Raw genomic sequence first — 16,876 nt, 5'->3', positions numbered from 1 at the left:
GGACGGCAGACGTATGAGTGACAGTGGACTGGAACTGATGACGGGCGGGCACCCGGAGGAACCCGAGCCGGTCGAGCAGTCGGCCGGCCCCGGCCGCCGACGGGCCGAGACGCCTCCCCGCAAGCCTTGGGGTCGCCGGCTCGTGGCCCTCGTGGTCGTCCTCGCGATCGTGTTCGGCGCGTGGCTGGGCTACCAGAAGGTCTCGGACATGATGAGCGGTCCCGAGGACTACGTGGGCCAGGGCACGGGCAAGGTCACGGTGCAGATCCCGTCGGGCGCCGGCGGTCAGCAGATCGCCACCATCCTCAAGGACGCCGGCGTGGTCAAGAGCGCGGAGGCGTTCTACCAGCTGGCGATCAAGGACTCCCGCTTCCAGGCGGTGCAGGCCGGCTACTTCTCGCTGCACAAGAAGATGTCCGCCGAGAGCGCGCTGGTCGCGCTGATCGACAAGGGCAACCGGGTCGAGGGCAAGGTGACGATCCCCGAAGGCGCGCGGGTCGGCCAGATCGTCAAGCTGATCTCCCAGAACAGCGAGATCAAGGAGAAGGACATGCTGGCCGCGCTCGACAAGCCCGAGACGTTGGGCCTGCCGGACGTCGCGAACCTCAACCCCGAGGGCTACCTGTTCCCCGCGACGTACGAGATCCCGCCGGGCACGTCCGCGACCGACCTGCTGCGGCAGATGGTCAGCAAGACGCTCGACGTGGCCAAGTCGCTCGACATCGGCACCCGCGCCAGGGCGCTGGGGCTCACCGGTGAGCAGGTGCTGACGGTCGCCAGCATCCTGGAGTACGAGGCGAACAACGACGAGGACTACGCCAAGGTCGCCCGCGTCCTGTACAACCGCATCGAGCAGGGCATGCCGCTGCAGCTGGACTCGACCGTGTCGTACGTCAGCAAGCGCGAGGGCGACGTGTTCACGACGCCCGAGGAGCGAGCAGACCCGTCGAAGTACAACACGTACCAGAACGCCGGCCTGCCGCCCGGGCCGATCGGGTCGCCGGGGGAGAAGACGATCGAGGCCGCGCTCAACCCGGCCGAGGGCTCGTGGCTGTTCTTCGTCGCGGTCAACCTCGAGACCGGCAAGACGGTCTTCTCGGACACGCTCGGCGAGCACAACAAGGCGGTCGCCCAGCTCCAGGAGTACTGCAAGACGGCACCGGAAGGGGTCTGCGGATGATCTGCGCTGTCATCGGCTCGCCGATCGACCACTCGTTGTCGCCGGTCATGCACCGGGCGGCGTACGCCGAGCTCGGCCTGGACTGGACGTACGAGGCCGTCGAGGTCCGCGAGGGCGAGCTCGGGGCGTTCGTGGGAGCGCTCGGCGACGACGTGCGCGGCCTGTCCGTCACGGCCCCGCTCAAGCGCGAGGCAGCGGCGGCCGCGCAGCAGCACGACGGCGTCGTGGACGCCCTGGGCGTGGCCAACACGCTGGTCGTCGACGACGGCGTCCTCTCGGCGTACAACACCGACGTCCCCGGCGCCGCCGCGGCGATCGCGCAGGCCGGCATCGCGCCGCCCCGCAGCGCCCGCATCCTGGGCGGTGGCGCGACCGCCGCGTCCATCGCGCTGACGCTGGTGCGGCTGGGCGTGGAGGAGCTCTCGTTCGTCGTGCGCGACGAGGCCCGTGCCGCCGACGCGGTCGAGGTCGCCCGGGGACGGGGCATCCAGGTCCGCGTCCGCAGCATCGACGAGCCGCTGATCGCGAAGGTCGACCTGCTGGTGTCGACGGTGCCCGACCAGGTCATCGGCTCCCGCTCCTACGAGCTGGTCGACTCCTCGCGTGCGGTGTTCGACGTCGTGTACGACCCGTGGCCGACGAACCTCGTCCGTGCCGCGCACGAGGCCGGAACGCCGGTGGTCTCCGGGATCGATCTGCTGGCCCACCAGGCGGCCCTCCAGGTCGAGCTGATGACCGGCTCGACCGTCTCTCCACAGCTGCTGCGCGACGCCGCCCTGTCTGCCCTGTCACCTCGCTAGGGTTCGTGGCGTGACCGTCGCCATCGCCGTCGTCCTCGCTGCCCTCATCGGCGCGGCCGGGCCCCGGGTGATGCGGCGCATCCCCGAGCCCGTCGGGCCCGGGGACGGCAAGATCCCGTACACCGTGCTGGCCGAGGTCCGCCTGGTGAGCGTGGGCCTGGCCGTGGCCGCCGGTGCGATGGCCGGTGTCGTGGCGTGGCGGATCGAGGATCCCGAGCTGGTGCCGGTCTGGGTGCTGGTGGCCGGCGTCGGCGCGTGGCTCGCGTACATCGACTGGCACACCCGCCTGCTCCCGTTCGCCGTCGTGTCGCCGCTCTACCTGGGCACGCTGCTGCTCGTGGGCCTGGGTGCGTTGCTGCTGCGCGATCCCCACGTCCTGGTGGACGCGATCGTGGCGAACGTGGTGGTCTACGTGATCTTCCGGGTGCTGCACTGGGTCGCCGGCCGGTTCTTCGGCGGCGCGTTCGGCTACGGCGACGTCCGGCTGTCGGGCGCGCTCGCGCTCGCGCTCGGGGCGCTGGGCACCAGCGAGGTCCTCGTCGGCATCTACGCGGGGTTCGTCCTGGGCGCCGTGCTCGGGGTCGTGCTGTCCCGCCTCCGGCTGGTCGACCCCGGTGGGTACGCGTTCGGGCCCTACATGGTCGTGGGCGCCGTCATCGGCGCGGCCTGGGGCCCGCTCGTCTACGCGACCTGACCGTCCGGGGCACGACACCGGTCCGGGGCAGTGCACCCGGCGTGGGAGAATCTGTCTCATGCTTCGTTGGTTGACCGCTGGTGAGTCCCATGGCCCTGCGCTTGTCGCCGTCCTGGAAGGACTCCCGGCCGGGGTGCAGGTGACCAGCAAGGAGATCCAGGCCGCACTGGCCCGCCGCCGACTCGGCTACGGCCGCGGTGCGCGCATGGCGTTCGAGCAGGACGAGCTCGAGATCGTCGGCGGCCTGCGCCACGGCATCACGATGGGCAGCCCGATCGCGCTGCGCATCGGCAACAGCGAGTGGCCCAAGTGGGAGCAGGTCATGTCCGCGGACCCGGTCGACGCCGAGGTGCTCGACGGGCTCAAGCGCAACGCGCCGCTGACCCGGCCGCGTCCCGGTCACGCCGACCTCGCCGGCATGCAGAAGTACGGCTTCGAGGAGGCCCGTCCGGTCCTGGAGCGCGCGAGCGCCCGCGAGACCGCCGCTCGGGTCGCGCTCGGCGAGATCGCCGCCCAGTTCATCCAGCAGACGACCGGGGCGACGATCGTCTCGCACGTCGTCGAGCTCGGCACGGTGCGCGCGCCTGCCGGCGTCATCCCGTCCCACGCCGACGTGGAGGCGCTCGACGCCGACCCGGTGCGCTGCTTCGACCCCGACGCGAGCGCCGCGATGGTCGCCGAGATCGATCTCGCCCACAAGGAGGGCGACACCCTCGGTGGTGTCGTCGAGGTCGTGGTCGAGGGGCTGCCGCCGGGACTCGGCACGTACACGCACTGGGACAAGCGTCTCGACGGCCGCCTGGCCCAGGCCCTCATGGGCATCCAGGCGATCAAGGGCGTGGAGATCGGCGACGGCTTCGAGCTCGCCCGCACCCGCGGCTCGCTCGCCCACGACGAGATCGTCCCGACCGACGACGGCATCCGCCGGCTCTCCGGCCGTGCCGGTGGCACCGAGGGCGGCATGACCACCGGCGAGCTGCTGCGCGTCCGGGCCGCGATGAAGCCCATCGCCACGGTCCCGCGGGCGCTCCGCACGATCGACGTCGAGACCGGTGAGGAGGCACGCGCCCACCACCAGCGCTCCGACGTGTGCGCGGTGCCGGCCGCCGGCATCGTGGCCGAGGCGATGGTGGCGCTCGTCGTCGCCGATGCCGTCGTGGAGAAGTTCGGCGGTGACTCGGTCGAGGAGACCCGACGCAACGTCGAGGGTTACCTCGCCAACCTGAGGCTCCGTTGAGCCCCGTCGTCGTCCTGGTCGGCCCGCCCGGTGCGGGCAAGTCCACCGTCGCCGAGGACCTGGCCGCCCGGCTGGGACTGGCGTTCCGGGACACCGACGCCGACGTCGAGGCCCGCGCCGGCGTCCCCGTCTCGGAGATCTTCATCGACCACGGCGAGGCCCACTTCCGCGCGCTGGAGGAGGAGGCCGTCGCGACGGCGCTCGCCGAGCACGACGGCGTCCTGGCCCTCGGCGGCGGAGCCGTCCTGAGCGACGCCACCCGTGCGCTGCTGGCGGGCCACCGGGTCGTGTTCCTCGACGTCGGCCTCGCCGCCGGCGTCTCCCGGGTCGGCATGAACGGCAACCGCCCGCTCCTGCTCGGCAACGTACGCTCCCAGATGAAGGGCCTCATGGACCGCCGCCGCCCGCTCTACGACGAGGTCGCCCGCTTCACGATCGTGACCGACGACCTGGCTCCGTCGCAGGTCGTCGACCAGGTCCTGCGCCTCGTCGAGGAGGACCGATGACCACGCGCCTGACGGTCCCGACCGCGCACCCGTACGACGTGGTGATCGGCAACGGCGTCCAGGACCAGCTGCGCGGGCTGGTGGGCGAGGACGTGCTCCGGGTCGCGATCATCCACGCGCCCTCGATGCGCCACCAGGCGGAGATCCTGCGCCGGCCGCTCGTGGCCGATCAGCTCGACGTCCACCTGATCGAGGTGCCCGACAGCGAGCAGGCCAAGACCGCCGACGTCCTCACCTTCTGCTGGAAGGTGCTGGGCGAGAGCGGGTTCACCCGCTCGGACGTCATCGTGGGCCTCGGCGGGGGAGCGACCACCGACCTGGCCGGCTTCGTCGCCGCGAGCTGGTTGCGTGGCGTCCGCTTCGTCAACGTCCCGACCACGGTGCTGGGCATGGTCGACGCCGCCGTCGGCGGCAAGACCGGCATCAACACCGCGCAGGGCAAGAACCTCGTCGGCGCGTTCCACGAGCCGGTCGGCGTGCTGTGCGACCTGGACGTCCTGCAGACCCTGCCGCCCGCCGAGATGCGCAGCGGGCTGGCCGAGGTCGCCAAGTGCGGGTTCATCGCCGACCGGTCGATCCTCGAGCTCATCGAGGCGGCGCCCGAGACCATCGCCGACCCGGGCTCCTCGATCGTCGCCGAGCTGATCACCAAGGGGATCGCGGTCAAGGCCCGCACCGTGGCCACCGACCTGCACGAGACCGGGGCCGACGGATCGATCGGTCGCGAGGCCCTCAACTACGGCCACACGCTCGGTCACGCGATCGAGCGGTTCGAGGGCTACCGGATCCGGCACGGCGAGGCCATCGCGATCGGCATGGTGTTCGTCGCCGAGCTCGCCCACCGCACCGGCTCGATCGACAAGCACCTGCTGGATCGTCACCGATCGGTCCTCGAGATCATCGGCCTGCCCACGGCGTACCGCCCGGGCACCTGGGAGCCGCTGCTGGCCTCGATGCGCCTGGACAAGAAGACCCGCGGCGACCAGCTGCGCTTCGTGGTGCTCGAGGGGCTGGAGGAGCCGGCCATCCTCGCGGGGCCCGACGAGTCGGTGCTGCTGGACTCCTACCGGGCGATCTCGTGAGCACGGCCGCACGCCGCACGCGCCTGGTGCACGAGCTCGCCGACCGCGACCTCGCGGGCCTGTTCGTGACCACGTTGGTCAACGTCCGCTACCTGACCGGGTTCACCGGCTCCAACGGCGCCCTGTTCGTGCCCACGCACGGCGACGCGGTGTTCCTGACCGACGGCCGCTACCGGGACCAGGCCGCCGACGAGCTGCCCGACCTCGAGCACGTCATCACCCGCGACCTGCTCGGCGGCATGGCCGAGCGGACGGCCGAGGGCACGTACGGCATCGAGTCGCACACGCTGAGCGTCGACGCCCACGCCCGGCTGGCCGAGCTGCTGCCGACCACGACGCTGCGCAGCGGCGGGCGGGTCGTGGAGTCGTTGCGCGAGGTCAAGGACGACGTCGAGGTGGAGGCGCTGCGCAGCGCGTGCGACATCTCGACGCGCGCCCTCGAGCAGGTGCTGGCCGGCCCGCTCGTCGGGCGCACCGAGCGCCAGGTCGCCCGCGACCTCGAGAACGCGATGCTCGACCTCGGCGCCGAGGCGATCGGCTTCGACACGATCCTCGCCTCCGGCCCCCACACCGCGATACCGCACCACAGCCCCACCGACCGCGTCCTGGCGACGGGCGACCTGCTCAAGGCCGACTTCGGCGCGCGTGTCGACGGCTACCACGCCGACTGCACCCGCACGGTCGTCCTGGGCCGGGCGGACGACTGGCAGCGCGAGGTCTACGCAGCGGTCCGCGAGTCCCAGGCGGCCGGCCTGGAGCTGCTGCGTGACGGTGTCGACGTGTCCGCGTCCGACGCCGCGGCGCGGGGCTCGTTGGAGGCCGCAGGATGGCTCCACGCCTTCACGACGGGGCTCGGACACGGCGTCGGCCTCGAGATCCACGAGGACCCGTTCGTGTCGGGTTCGCACACAGGTAAACTGACCAGTCGCACCGTCCTCACGATGGAGCCGGGCATCTACGTGCCCGGCCGTGGGGGAGTGCGTATCGAAGACACCGTCCTCGTGACCGCGGGTGCCCCCGAGGTGCTCACCACGATGACCAAAGACCTCCTGGAGATTGGCTGATGGCCACCACGAACGACCTGAAGAACGGCATGGTGCTCAACATCGACGGACAGCTGTGGTCCATCGTCGAGTTCCAGCACGTCAAGCCCGGCAAGGGCCCGGCCTTCGTCCGGACCAAGATGAAGAACGTCGAGTCGGGCAAGGTCGTCGACAAGACGTTCAACGCCGGCACCAAGGTCGAGACCGCGACCGTCGACAAGCGCACGATGCAGTACCTCTACAACGACGGCACGAGCTACGTGTTCATGGACACCACGACGTTCGAGCAGACCGAGGTCTCGCCCGAGGTCATGGGTGACACGACGGGCTTCCTCCTGGAGAACCAGGAAGCCGTCGTCGCGACGAACGAGGGACGCGTCCTGTTCGTCGAGCTGCCGGCGTCCGTCGAGCTCGTCGTCCAGCACACCGATCCGGGTCTGCAGGGCGACCGGTCCAGCGGCGGCACGAAGCCCGCGACGCTCGAGACCGGCAAGGAGATCCAGGTCCCGCTGTTCATCGTCACGGGCGAGAAGATCAAGGTCGACACCCGCGACGCCAGCTATCTCGGTCGCGTGAAGGCCTGATGTCTGCACGGACGAAATCCCGCAAGCGCGCCCTCGACATCCTCTTCGAGTCCGAGGCGCAGAACCTCCCGACCGGCGGCACCCTGGCCGAGCGGGTCGGTGACGCCGAGTACCCGGTCAACGAGTACGCCGTCGCCCTCATCGAGGGCGTCATCGCGCACCGCGAGCGGCTCGACGAGATCATCGCCGACAACGCGAAGGACTGGACCCTCGACCGCATGCCGGCCGTGGACCGCAACCTGCTGCGCATCGGCGCGTACGAGATCCTGTACGTCGACGACGTCCCCGACGCGGTCGCCGTCAGCGAGGCGGTCAACCTCGCCAGCGACCTGTCCACCGACGAGTCGCCGTCGTTCGTCAACGGCCTGCTCAGCCGGATCGTGGAGCTGAAGCCCACGCTGATCGGCTGACGTCCCGCCTCGGTTCCCCGTCTCATGGGATCGCGTCATGAAACGGGGGATGCGTTCTCTTCACCTGTGAGGCCGTGAGGTCTCGACAGGGGAGAAATAGGGGAACGCACGTGATCACCGACGAGCTGATCGACCTGATGGCCGAGAAGTGCATCCTGAACGACGACGACTTCGACGCGGCGGTGCTGGACCGGGAGCCCAAGCGGATCCAGACCGTCAACCTGCACCACCTGGCGCTGGCGGCCAAGTCCGCCGAGTTCGCCCGCACGATCGAGCGAGCCGACTACATCACGGCCGACGGCTGGCCGATCGTGTCGCTCATGCGCTCGCGCGGCATCGACCCCGAACGGGTCACCGGCTCGGAGTTCATCGAGCGGATGCTGGCCGGACGCCAGTTCCACGGCAAGAAGGCGGCGATCCTCGGCGCCGACCGGCACGTGGGTGACGACTTCCGTGGCCAGCTGCACGACTCGGGCCTGCACGTCGTCTTCCGGGACCACGGCAACCGCCGTGACTGGAAGGCCAAGCGGGTGGCCAAGAAGCTGCAGAAGTACGACGTCGACCTGCTGATCGTGGCGGTCACCCCGCCGTTCGGCGACATGATCGGCGAGGAGGTCCGCAAGGCGGGCTTCGACGGCGTCGTGATCAACGTGGGCGGCGCGGTCAACATGGCCGCGGGCCACGCCACGATGGCACCCGGGTGGATCCGCGCGATGAAGCTCGAGTGGTTCTACCGCCTCCTGCAGGAGCCGAACCGGTTGTTCCGCCGCTACTTCGTTGAGTGCCTGCCGGTCTTCGTCAAGTACGTCCTGCCCAACTACTGGCGACCCGCCCGGTTCTGACCCGGCACGCGCGTCCCGTCCCCTCCGGGGGACCCACGATGAGGGTTTGCGGTGGCTGGAGCTGCCGCAAACCCTCATCGTTCGTCCGCACCGGGGGCTCGCCGGGCGCTTTGCGCCGGGATCGTGGGGGCCGCCGAGCCGCGTCCGGGGGGACGGTCGCGCGCTGATAGTGTGACGACGTTCCATCGACATCCTTTAACGGCCGTCCCGAGAGGCGGAGAAGGAGGTCAGACATGAGTGCGTCCGATGACGCAGCACGTGCTGACACGCTGCACGAACCCCCCGCGGCAGCAGCCGCCCGGACGGTCCTGGACGACCAGGACATCTCCCGGGCCCTGACCCGCATCACCCACGAGATCCTCGAGCGCAACCGCGACTCCGCCGGTCTCGTCCTGCTGGGCATCCCGACCCGCGGCGTCCACCTGGCGCGGCGGATCGCGTCCCGGATGTCCGAGGTCGAGGGTCGTGAGATCACCGCCGGCGCCCTCGACGTGACGATGTACCGCGACGACCTGCGCATGAAGCCCGCCCGGGCCCTGGAGCACACCGAGATCCCGGACGACATCGACGGCAAGGTCGTCGTGCTGATCGACGACGTGCTGTTCTCCGGCCGGACGATCCGCGCCGCGCTGGACGCCCTGACCGAGCTGGGCCGGCCCAAGGCCGTGCAGCTCGCGGTGCTGATCGACCGCGGCCACCGCGAGCTGCCCATCCGGGCGGACTTCGTCGGCAAGAACCTGCCGACCTCGCTCGTGGAGCGGGTCAAGGTCTCGCTGGCCGAGACCGACGACCTCGACGCCGTGTCGATCCAGGGCGTGCTGCCGCGGGGGGTGGCGCATGATCAAGAACCTCCTGAGCGCCGGCGACCTCGACCGGGCCGACGCGATCCAGGTCCTCGACACCGCCGAGGAGCTCCTCGGGGTCGCGAGCCGGCCGATCAAGAAACTGCCCACGCTGCGGGGGCGCACCGTGGTCAACCTGTTCTTCGAGGACTCGACCCGGACGCGCATCTCGTTCGAGGCCGCCGCGAAGCGGCTCAGCGCGGACGTCATCAACTTCTCGGCCAAGGGCTCGAGCGTGTCGAAGGGCGAGAGCCTCAAGGACACCGCCCTGACGCTGCAGGCCATGGGCGCCGACGCGGTGATCATCCGTCATCCCTCGTCCGGTGCGCCGCACCGGCTGGCCCAGGCCCGCTGGACCAAGGGCGCGGTCATCAACGCGGGCGACGGCACCCACGAGCACCCCACCCAGGCGCTGCTCGACGCGTTCACGATGCGCCGCCACCTCGCGAAGGACGGCGACGGCAGCCTCAAGGGCAAGAACGTCACGATCGTCGGCGACGTCCTGCACAGCCGGGTCGTGCGCTCCAACGTCCTGCTGCTCAAGACGCTGGGCGCCAACGTGACGATCGTTGCCCCGCCGACCCTGCTGCCCGTGGGCGTCGGCCACTGGCCGGTCACCACGTCGTACGACCTCGACTCCTCGCTCGAGGACGCCGACGCGGTCATGATGCTGCGGGTCCAGGCCGAGCGGATGAACGCGTCGTACTTCCCGAGCGCCCGCGAGTACTCGCGCCGCTACGGGCTCGACACCGCACGCCTCAACCGGCTCCCCGACCACGCGATCGTGATGCACCCCGGCCCGATGAACCGGGGCATGGAGATCACCGCCGACGTGGCCGACAACGACCGGTCGGTGATCGTCGAGCAGGTCACCAACGGCGTCGCGGTCCGCATGGCCGTCCTCTACCTCCTGCTGGGCGGCGCGGCCGACGACACCAGCACCGACGAACTCTCCAGCGACAAGGAACGTGCATGACCTCCTCGTACGTCATCCGCCAGGCCAGGCTCCTGGGCGGGGATCCCACCGACATCGCGTTCGAGGACGGGGTCATCAGCACGATCGGCGCCGGGGCGACCGGCGACGTCGAGATCGACGGCACGGGCCTCGTGGCCCTGCCGGGACTCGTCGACCTGCACACCCACGTCCGCGAGCCGGGCCGCGAGGACGCCGAGACGGTCCTGACCGGTTCGCAGGCGGCCGCCCGGGGCGGCTTCACGTGCGTCCACGCGATGGCCAACACCGAGCCCGTCGCCGACACCGCCGGCGTCGTCGAGCAGGTCTGGCGCCTGGGCCGTGAGGGCGGGTACTGCGACGTGCAGCCCGTCGGCGCGGTCACGGTCGGCCTGCAGGGCACGCAGCTCGCCGAGCTCGGTGCCATGGCGGACTCCGCTGCCGGCGTCCGGGTGTTCTCCGATGACGGCAAGTGCGTCTCCGACGCGGTCGTCATGCGGCGCGCGCTCGAGTACGTCAAGGCGTTCGACGGTGTCGTCGCCCAGCACGCACAGGAGCCGCGCCTCACCGAGGGCGCGCAGATGAACGAGGGACCGCTGTCCGGCGAGCTCGGCCTCACCGGCTGGCCCGCCGTGGCGGAGGAGGCGATCATCGCCCGCGACGTGCTGCTGGCCGAGCACGTCGGCTCCCGCCTGCACGTGTGCCACCTCTCGACGCGCGGATCGGTCGAGATCGTCCGCTGGGCCAAGAGCCGGGGCATCGACGTCACCGCCGAGGTCACGCCGCACCACCTGCTGCTGAGCGACGACCTCGTCCGCAGCTACGACCCGATCTACAAGGTCAACCCGCCGCTGCGCTCCAACGACGACGTCGAGGCGGTCCGTGAGGGCCTGGCCGACGGCACGATCGACATCGTCGCGACCGACCACGCCCCGCACCCCATGGAGGACAAGGAGTGCGAGTGGTCCGCGGCGGCCTTCGGCATGCTCGGCCTGGAGACCGCGCTGTCGGTCGTCCAGCAGACGATGGTCGACACGGGCCGCCTGACCTGGGCGCAGGTCGCGACCGCGATGTCGACCAAGCCCGCCGAGATCGGCCGGGTCACCAACCAGGGCCGCCCGCTCGCCGTGGGTGAGCCCGCGAACCTGGTGCTCGTCGACCCCGACGCGTCGCGCACCATCGACCCCCGCGACACCGCGTCGCTGTCCCGCAACAACCCCTACGCCGGCCTGACCCTGCCGGGCGAGGTCGTCGCCACGTTCCTGCGTGGCCGACCGACCGTCCAGGACCGTGCACTCGTGAAAGGTGTGACTTCATGACGACCGAGGCGATCCTCGTGCTCGAGGACGGCCGCGTGTTCCGCGGCGAGGCGTACGGCGCCGTCGGTGAGACGATCGGTGAGATCGTGTTCAACACCGGCATGACCGGCTACCAGGAGACGCTGACCGACCCGTCGTACCGCCGCCAGATCGTGGCGATGACCGCTCCGCACATCGGCAACACCGGCGTCAACCGCGAGGACCACGAGTCGTCCAAGATCTGGGTCGCCGGCTACGTCGTGCGCGATCCCGCCCGGGTGCCGAGCAACTGGCGCTCGACGCACCCGCTCGCGGACGAGCTCGACCGCCAGGGCGTCGTCGGAATCAGCGGCGTCGACACCCGTGCGCTGACCCGTCACCTGCGTGAGCGCGGCGCGATGCGCGCGGGCATCAGCTCGGTCTCGACCGACGTCGACGCCCTCCTGGACGCCGTCCGGTCCGCGCCGAGCATGGCCGGGGCGAACCTCGCCGGCGAGGTCTCCACGACCGAGACGTACGTCGTCCCGGCCGTGGGGGAGAAGCGGTTCACCGTCGCCGCGATCGACCTGGGCATCAAGGGGATGACGCCGCGGCGCATGTCCGAGCGCGGGGTCGAGGTGCACGTCCTGCCGGCGCACTCCACGATCGACGACGTCCTGGCGGTCTCGCCGGACGGCGTGTTCATGTCCAACGGCCCCGGCGACCCGGCGGCCGCCGGCGACGTCGTGGGCCTGCTGCAGCAGGTGCTCGAGCGGCGGGTGCCGTTCTTCGGCATCTGCTTCGGCAACCAGATGTTCGGCCGCGCGCTCGGCCTGGGCACGTACAAGCTCAAGTACGGCCACCGCGGCATCAACCAGCCGGTCCAGGACCTGACCACCGGACGGGTGGAGATCACGAGCCACAACCACGGCTTCGCCGTCGACGCGCCGCTGGACGGCTCGTTCGACACGCCGTACGGCCCGGCCCGCGTGACCCACGTCGGCCTCAACGACCAGGTCGTCGAGGGTCTCGCCCTGCTGGACGCCCCGGCGTTCAGCGTCCAGTACCACCCGGAGGCAGGAGCCGGTCCGCACGACGCGGCCTACCTGTTCGACCGGTTCGTCGACCTCATGAACGCAGCGAAGGTGGATGCCTGATGCCAAGGCGCACTGACATCGAGTCGATCCTCGTCATCGGCTCAGGACCCATCGTCATCGGACAGGCGGCGGAGTTCGACTACTCCGGCACCCAGGCCTGCCGCGTCCTGCGCGAGGAGGGCATCCGGGTCATCCTGGTGAACTCCAACCCCGCGACGATCATGACGGACCCCGAGTTCGCGGACGCGACGTACGTCGAGCCGATCACGCCGGAGTACCTCGAGAAGGTCATCGCCCTCGAGCGGCCCGACGCCCTGCTCGCGACCCTGGGTGGCCAGACGGCCCTCAACGCCGCGATCCAGCTGGACCAGCTCGGCATCCTCGAGAAGTACGGCGTCGAGCTCATCGGCGCGTCGATCGCGGCGATCGAGAAGGGCGAGAACCGCGAGTCCTTCAAGGAGGTCGTCGCGACCCTCCCGCCCGAGTGGGGCGCGGAGTCGGCCAACTCGGTCATCTGCCACACGATGCAGGAGTGCCTGGACGGCGTGGAGGGCCTCGGCGGCTACCCCGTGGTCGTCCGTCCGTCGTTCACGATGGGCGGCTCGGGCAGCGGCCTGGCGTACGACGAGTCCGACCTGCACCGCATCGCCGGATCGGGCCTCGCCCTGAGCCCGACCACCGAGGTGCTCCTGGAGGAGTCGATCCTCGGCTGGAAGGAGTACGAGCTCGAGGTCATGCGTGACACGGCCGACAACGTCGTGATCGTCTGCTCGATCGAGAACTTCGACCCCATGGGCGTCCACACGGGCGACTCCATCACCGTGGCGCCCGCGATGACGCTGACCGACGTCGAGTACCAGCGGCTTCGGGACATCTCGATCGGCATCATCCGCGAGGTCGGCGTCGAGACCGGCGGCTGCAACATCCAGTTCGCGGTCAATCCCGCCGACGGCCGCATCGTGGTCATCGAGATGAACCCGCGCGTCTCGCGGTCGTCCGCGCTGGCGTCGAAGGCGACCGGCTTCCCGATCGCCAAGATCGCCGCCAAGGTCGCGATCGGCTACACGCTCGACGAGATCCGCAACGACATCACCGCCGTGACCCCCGCGTCGTTCGAGCCCACGCTCGACTACGTCGTGGTCAAGGTGCCCCGGTTCGCGTTCGAGAAGTTCCCGAACGCCGACTCCACGCTGACGACCCACATGAAGTCGGTCGGCGAGGCGATGGCGATCGGCCGCAACTTCACCGAGGCGCTCGGCAAGGCGATGCGCTCGCTCGACCGCGCGGGAGCCGGCTTCGACTGGAGCGGCGAGATCGGCGACAAGGACGAGCTGCTCGCCGCGATCGCGCGTCCGCACGACGGCCGGATCACGCTCGTCATGGACGCGATCCGCGCCGGCGCGACACCGCAGGAGGTGCACGACGCCACCAGCATCGACCCGTGGTTCGTGGACCAGCTGTTCCTGATCCACGAGGTGGCCACCGAGGTGCGCGACTCCGCCGAGCTCAACCCGGCGCTGCTGCGCCGCGCCAAGCGCCACGGCCTGTCCGACGCCCAGATCGCCGGGCTGCGCGAGATGCGCGAGGACGTCGTGCGGGGTGTGCGCCACGCGCTCGGTGTCCGCCCGGTCTACAAGACGGTCGACACCTGCGCCGCGGAGTTCGCGGCCCGGACGCCGTACCACTACTCCTCGTACGACGAGGAGACCGAGGTCGAGCCGCGCACCAAGCCCGCGGTGCTGATCCTCGGCAGCGGCCCCAACCGGATCGGCCAGGGCATCGAGTTCGACTACTCGTGCGTGCACGCGGCGCTCGCGCTGTCCGAGGTCGGCTACGAGACGATCATGGTCAACTGCAACCCCGAGACCGTCTCGACCGACTACGACACGTCGGACCGGCTCTACTTCGAGCCGCTGACGCTCGAGGACGTCCTGGAGATCGTCAACGCCGAGCAGCAGGCCGGTCCCGTCGCGGGAGTCATCGTGCAGCTCGGCGGGCAGACGCCGCTCGGCCTCGCCGCCGGCCTGGAGGCCGCGGGCGTCCCGATCGTGGGCACCCAGCCCGCCGCGATCGACCTGGCCGAGGAGCGCGGAGCGTTCGGCAAGGTGCTCGAGGAGGCCAACCTGCCGGCGCCCAAGCACGGCATGGCCACGACGTTCGCCGAGGCCAAGGACATCGCCGACGAGATCGGCTACCCCGTGCTCGTGCGTCCGTCGTACGTCCTGGGCGGCCGCGGCATGGAGATCGTCTACGACGAGGCCACGCTCGAGGACTACATCGGCCGCGCGACCGAGATCTCCCCGGAGCGTCCTGTGCTGGTCGACCGTTTCCTGGACGACTCGATCGAGATCGACGTCGACGCGCTGTACGACGGCACCGAGCTGTTCCTCGGCGGCGTCATGGAGCACATCGAGGAGGCCGGCGTGCACTCGGGCGACTCGGCCTGCGCGCTGCCGCCCATCACGCTGGGCGACCTTGAGATCCAGCGCATCCGCGAGTCCACCGAGGCGATCGCCAAGGGCGTGGGGGTGCGGGGGCTGATCAACATCCAGTTCGCGCTGTCCTCGGACATCCTCTACGTCATCGAGGCCAACCCGCGTGCCTCCCGCACCGTCCCGTTCGTCTCCAAGGCGACCGCGACGCCGCTCGCGAAGGCCGCCGCCCGTTTGATGCTGGGGGAGTCGATCGCCGACCTGCGCGCCGCCGGGGTCCTGCCCGCGACCGGTGACGGCGGGCGGCTGCCCGACAACGCGCCGATCGCGGTCAAGGAGGCGGTCATGCCGTTCAACCGCTTCCGGACCTACGAGGGCCGGTACGTCGACACGCTGCTCGGCCCCGAGATGCGCTCGACGGGTGAGGTCATGGGCTTCGACGCGGGCTTCGGCCAGGCGTTCGCCAAGGCCCAGGCCGGCGCCCAGAACGGCCTGCCCACGTCGGGCAAGGTCTTCGTGTCGGTCGCCAACCGCGACAAGCGGCACATGATCTTCCCGGTCAAGCGGCTCGCCGACCTCGGCTTCGAGATCCTGGCGACCAGCGGCACCGCGGTGGTCCTGGCCCGCAACGGCGTGCAGGCGACCGTGATCCGCAAGCTCAGCGAGGAGCCGCTGGAGGGTCAGTCGCGCAGCACGATCGTGGAGAAGATCCACGACCAGGACGTGCAGCTGATCATCAACACCCCGCACGGCGTCACGACCGGTGGCAGCCCGCGCATCGACGGCTACGAGATCCGCACCGCGGCGGTCGCCGAGGGCATCCCGTGCATCACGACGGTGCAGGGGCTGGCCGCGGCGGTGCAGGGCATCGAGGCGCTCATCGGCGGCAGCATCGGCGTCACGTCGCTGCAGGAGTGGGGACGCCGCGTCACCGAGGCCCGCTCATGATCCGCACGTCCCCGCTGAGCCTGACGTTCCTGCGGGACACGCCCGGCGTGTCGGGTCAGAACGTCAGGGCCACGGGGGAGGGGGCATGAGCTTCGGGTCGCGCGCCCGGGTGGCGATGCAGGCGTACGGTCCCGCGTGCGTTGGCATCGACCCGCACGCCGCGCTGCTCGAGCAGTGGGGCCTGCCGGACTCGGTCGAGGGACTCGACCGGTTCGCCAGCACCTGCGTCGAGGCGTTCGCCGGCCACGTCGCGTTCGTCAAGCCGCAGTCGGCGTTCTTCGAGCGCTTCGGCGCCAGGGGAGTGGTCGTGCTGGAACGGACGATCGAGGACCTGCGGCACACCGGCTCGCTCGTCGTCCTGGACGTCAAGCGTGGGGACATCGGCTCGACCGCCCAGGCGTACGCCGACGCGTACCTCGACGACGACGCCCCGATGGCCGCCGACGCGGTCACCGTCAGCCCGTACCTCGGCTTCGGCTCGCTCACCCCGTTCTTCGAGGTGGCCGAGAAGAACGACGCCGGCGTGTTCGTGCTCGCCCTGACCTCCAACCCGGAGGGGCCCGAGGTGCAGCACGCCCTGCGTCCGCCGGCGGCGGGCGGACCGGCCGACGAGACCGTGGCGGGCGGCATCCTGAGGCAGCTCGCCGAGCTCAACGCCGGTGCGTCGCCGATGGGCGCCTACGGCGCCGTCGTGGGTGCCACGATCGGGGAGGCGGACGAGGACCTCGCGATCAACGGCCCGCTGCTGGTCCCCGGCCTCGGTGCCCAGGGCGGGACCGCGGACGACATCCGTCGGCTGTTCGGCGGCGTGATCGACAACGTCATCGCGTCGACGTCGCGCGGCGTGCTCGCGGCCGGTCCGGACGTGCAGGCCCTCCGCGATTCTGCGGCTCGCGTCAACGCCGAACTTGTAGGGTCGTGACGCCGCTCATGGCCGATCGCCCGAGGAG

15 protein-coding genes and 1 pseudogene are annotated in these 16,876 nt (G+C 70.7%); all 16 read left to right on the top strand.

Features of this window, described 5'->3' with window-relative positions:
* The first annotated feature begins 13 nt into the window (after positions 1–13).
* The 16 genes and pseudogenes from mltG to pyrF all read left to right on the top strand — a co-directional run bounded on the left by mltG (position 14) and on the right by pyrF (position 16,848).
* Positions 14–1,180: an endolytic transglycosylase MltG gene (gene mltG / locus C3E78_RS10280; RefSeq protein ID WP_108578198.1), complete on the top strand. Its 1,167-nt coding sequence runs from the start codon at positions 14–16 to the stop codon at positions 1,178–1,180.
* Positions 1,177–1,980: a shikimate dehydrogenase gene (locus tag C3E78_RS10275; RefSeq protein ID WP_108578197.1), complete on the top strand. Its 804-nt coding sequence runs from the start codon at positions 1,177–1,179 to the stop codon at positions 1,978–1,980. The genes mltG and C3E78_RS10275 overlap by 4 nt, the downstream gene beginning before the upstream one ends.
* Before the next feature lie 10 nt (positions 1,981–1,990).
* Entirely contained in the window at positions 1,991–2,674 is a 684-nt protein-coding gene (locus C3E78_RS10270; protein ID WP_108578196.1) for a prepilin peptidase, read from the top strand.
* Positions 2,675–2,732: 58 nt separating this feature from the next.
* Entirely contained in the window at positions 2,733–3,911 is a 1,179-nt protein-coding gene (gene aroC, locus C3E78_RS10265) for a chorismate synthase (protein WP_108578195.1), read from the top strand.
* Complete coding sequence (locus C3E78_RS10260; RefSeq protein ID WP_108578194.1) at positions 3,908–4,417, top strand: shikimate kinase; 510 nt, start codon at positions 3,908–3,910, stop codon at positions 4,415–4,417. Before aroC ends, C3E78_RS10260 begins: the two co-directional genes overlap by 4 nt.
* On the top strand, positions 4,414–5,499 hold the full coding sequence (aroB, locus tag C3E78_RS10255; protein ID WP_108578193.1) for a 3-dehydroquinate synthase: 1,086 nt from the start codon (positions 4,414–4,416) through the stop codon (positions 5,497–5,499). The genes C3E78_RS10260 and aroB overlap by 4 nt, the downstream gene beginning before the upstream one ends.
* A complete protein-coding gene (locus C3E78_RS10250; RefSeq protein ID WP_108578192.1) occupies positions 5,496–6,563 on the top strand; it encodes a M24 family metallopeptidase in 1,068 nt (355 codons plus the stop codon). Before aroB ends, C3E78_RS10250 begins: the two co-directional genes overlap by 4 nt.
* On the top strand, positions 6,563–7,126 hold the full coding sequence (gene efp / locus C3E78_RS10245; RefSeq protein ID WP_108578191.1) for an elongation factor P: 564 nt from the start codon (positions 6,563–6,565) through the stop codon (positions 7,124–7,126). Before C3E78_RS10250 ends, efp begins: the two co-directional genes overlap by 1 nt.
* A complete protein-coding gene (nusB, locus tag C3E78_RS10240) occupies positions 7,126–7,536 on the top strand; it encodes a transcription antitermination factor NusB (RefSeq protein WP_108578190.1) in 411 nt (136 codons plus the stop codon). The genes efp and nusB overlap by 1 nt, the downstream gene beginning before the upstream one ends.
* Positions 7,537–7,646: 110 nt before the next feature.
* Positions 7,647–8,378: a WecB/TagA/CpsF family glycosyltransferase gene (locus C3E78_RS10235; protein WP_108578189.1), complete on the top strand. Its 732-nt coding sequence runs from the start codon at positions 7,647–7,649 to the stop codon at positions 8,376–8,378.
* A 233-nt stretch (positions 8,379–8,611) separates the two neighbouring features.
* Positions 8,612–9,205, top strand: a pseudogene (pyrR, locus tag C3E78_RS10230) (bifunctional pyr operon transcriptional regulator/uracil phosphoribosyltransferase PyrR); the annotation flags it as partial.
* Between the two features lie 10 nt (positions 9,206–9,215).
* Positions 9,216–10,196: an aspartate carbamoyltransferase catalytic subunit gene (locus C3E78_RS10225; protein WP_108578188.1), complete on the top strand. Its 981-nt coding sequence runs from the start codon at positions 9,216–9,218 to the stop codon at positions 10,194–10,196.
* Complete coding sequence (locus C3E78_RS10220) at positions 10,193–11,491, top strand: dihydroorotase (RefSeq protein ID WP_108580850.1); 1,299 nt, start codon at positions 10,193–10,195, stop codon at positions 11,489–11,491. The genes C3E78_RS10225 and C3E78_RS10220 overlap by 4 nt, the downstream gene beginning before the upstream one ends.
* Entirely contained in the window at positions 11,488–12,606 is a 1,119-nt protein-coding gene (gene carA, locus C3E78_RS10215) for a glutamine-hydrolyzing carbamoyl-phosphate synthase small subunit (RefSeq protein ID WP_108578187.1), read from the top strand. The genes C3E78_RS10220 and carA overlap by 4 nt, the downstream gene beginning before the upstream one ends.
* The gene (gene carB / locus C3E78_RS10210; protein ID WP_108578186.1) at positions 12,606–15,926 is read left to right on the top strand and encodes a carbamoyl-phosphate synthase large subunit; all 3,321 of its coding nucleotides are present in this window, start codon (positions 12,606–12,608) and stop codon (positions 15,924–15,926) included. Before carA ends, carB begins: the two co-directional genes overlap by 1 nt.
* A gap of 85 nt (positions 15,927–16,011) precedes the next feature.
* Positions 16,012–16,848 carry an orotidine-5'-phosphate decarboxylase gene (pyrF, locus tag C3E78_RS10205; protein WP_108578185.1) on the top strand — a complete coding sequence of 279 codons (837 nt, stop codon included), beginning with the start codon at positions 16,012–16,014 and terminating at the stop codon, positions 16,846–16,848.
* Positions 16,849–16,876 lie beyond the last annotated feature (28 nt).

The organism is Aeromicrobium chenweiae (assembly GCF_003065605.1).
Lineage (GTDB): Bacteria > Actinomycetota > Actinomycetes > Propionibacteriales > Nocardioidaceae > Aeromicrobium > Aeromicrobium chenweiae.
Note: the sequence above shows the minus strand (reverse complement) of the source record. Positions and strands in the feature narration are given on the sequence as shown.

Bases quoted from the DNA above. Each gene is read 5' to 3' on its own strand.
- efp (WP_108578191.1), top strand. From the start codon at position 6,563: ATGGCCACCACGAACGACCTGAAGAACGGCATGGTGCTCAACATCGAC.
- aroC (WP_108578195.1), top strand. From the start codon at position 2,733: ATGCTTCGTTGGTTGACCGCTGGTGAGTCCCATGGCCCTGCGCTTGTC.
- C3E78_RS10275 (WP_108578197.1), top strand. From the start codon at position 1,177: ATGATCTGCGCTGTCATCGGCTCGCCGATCGACCACTCGTTGTCGCCG.
- C3E78_RS10225 (WP_108578188.1), top strand. From the start codon at position 9,216: ATGATCAAGAACCTCCTGAGCGCCGGCGACCTCGACCGGGCCGACGCG.
- carB (WP_108578186.1), top strand. From the start codon at position 12,606: ATGCCAAGGCGCACTGACATCGAGTCGATCCTCGTCATCGGCTCAGGA.
- mltG (WP_108578198.1), top strand. From the start codon at position 14: ATGAGTGACAGTGGACTGGAACTGATGACGGGCGGGCACCCGGAGGAA.
- pyrF (WP_108578185.1), top strand. From the start codon at position 16,012: ATGAGCTTCGGGTCGCGCGCCCGGGTGGCGATGCAGGCGTACGGTCCC.
- aroB (WP_108578193.1), top strand. From the start codon at position 4,414: ATGACCACGCGCCTGACGGTCCCGACCGCGCACCCGTACGACGTGGTG.
- nusB (WP_108578190.1), top strand. From the start codon at position 7,126: ATGTCTGCACGGACGAAATCCCGCAAGCGCGCCCTCGACATCCTCTTC.
- C3E78_RS10220 (WP_108580850.1), top strand. From the start codon at position 10,193: ATGACCTCCTCGTACGTCATCCGCCAGGCCAGGCTCCTGGGCGGGGAT.
- carA (WP_108578187.1), top strand. From the start codon at position 11,488: ATGACGACCGAGGCGATCCTCGTGCTCGAGGACGGCCGCGTGTTCCGC.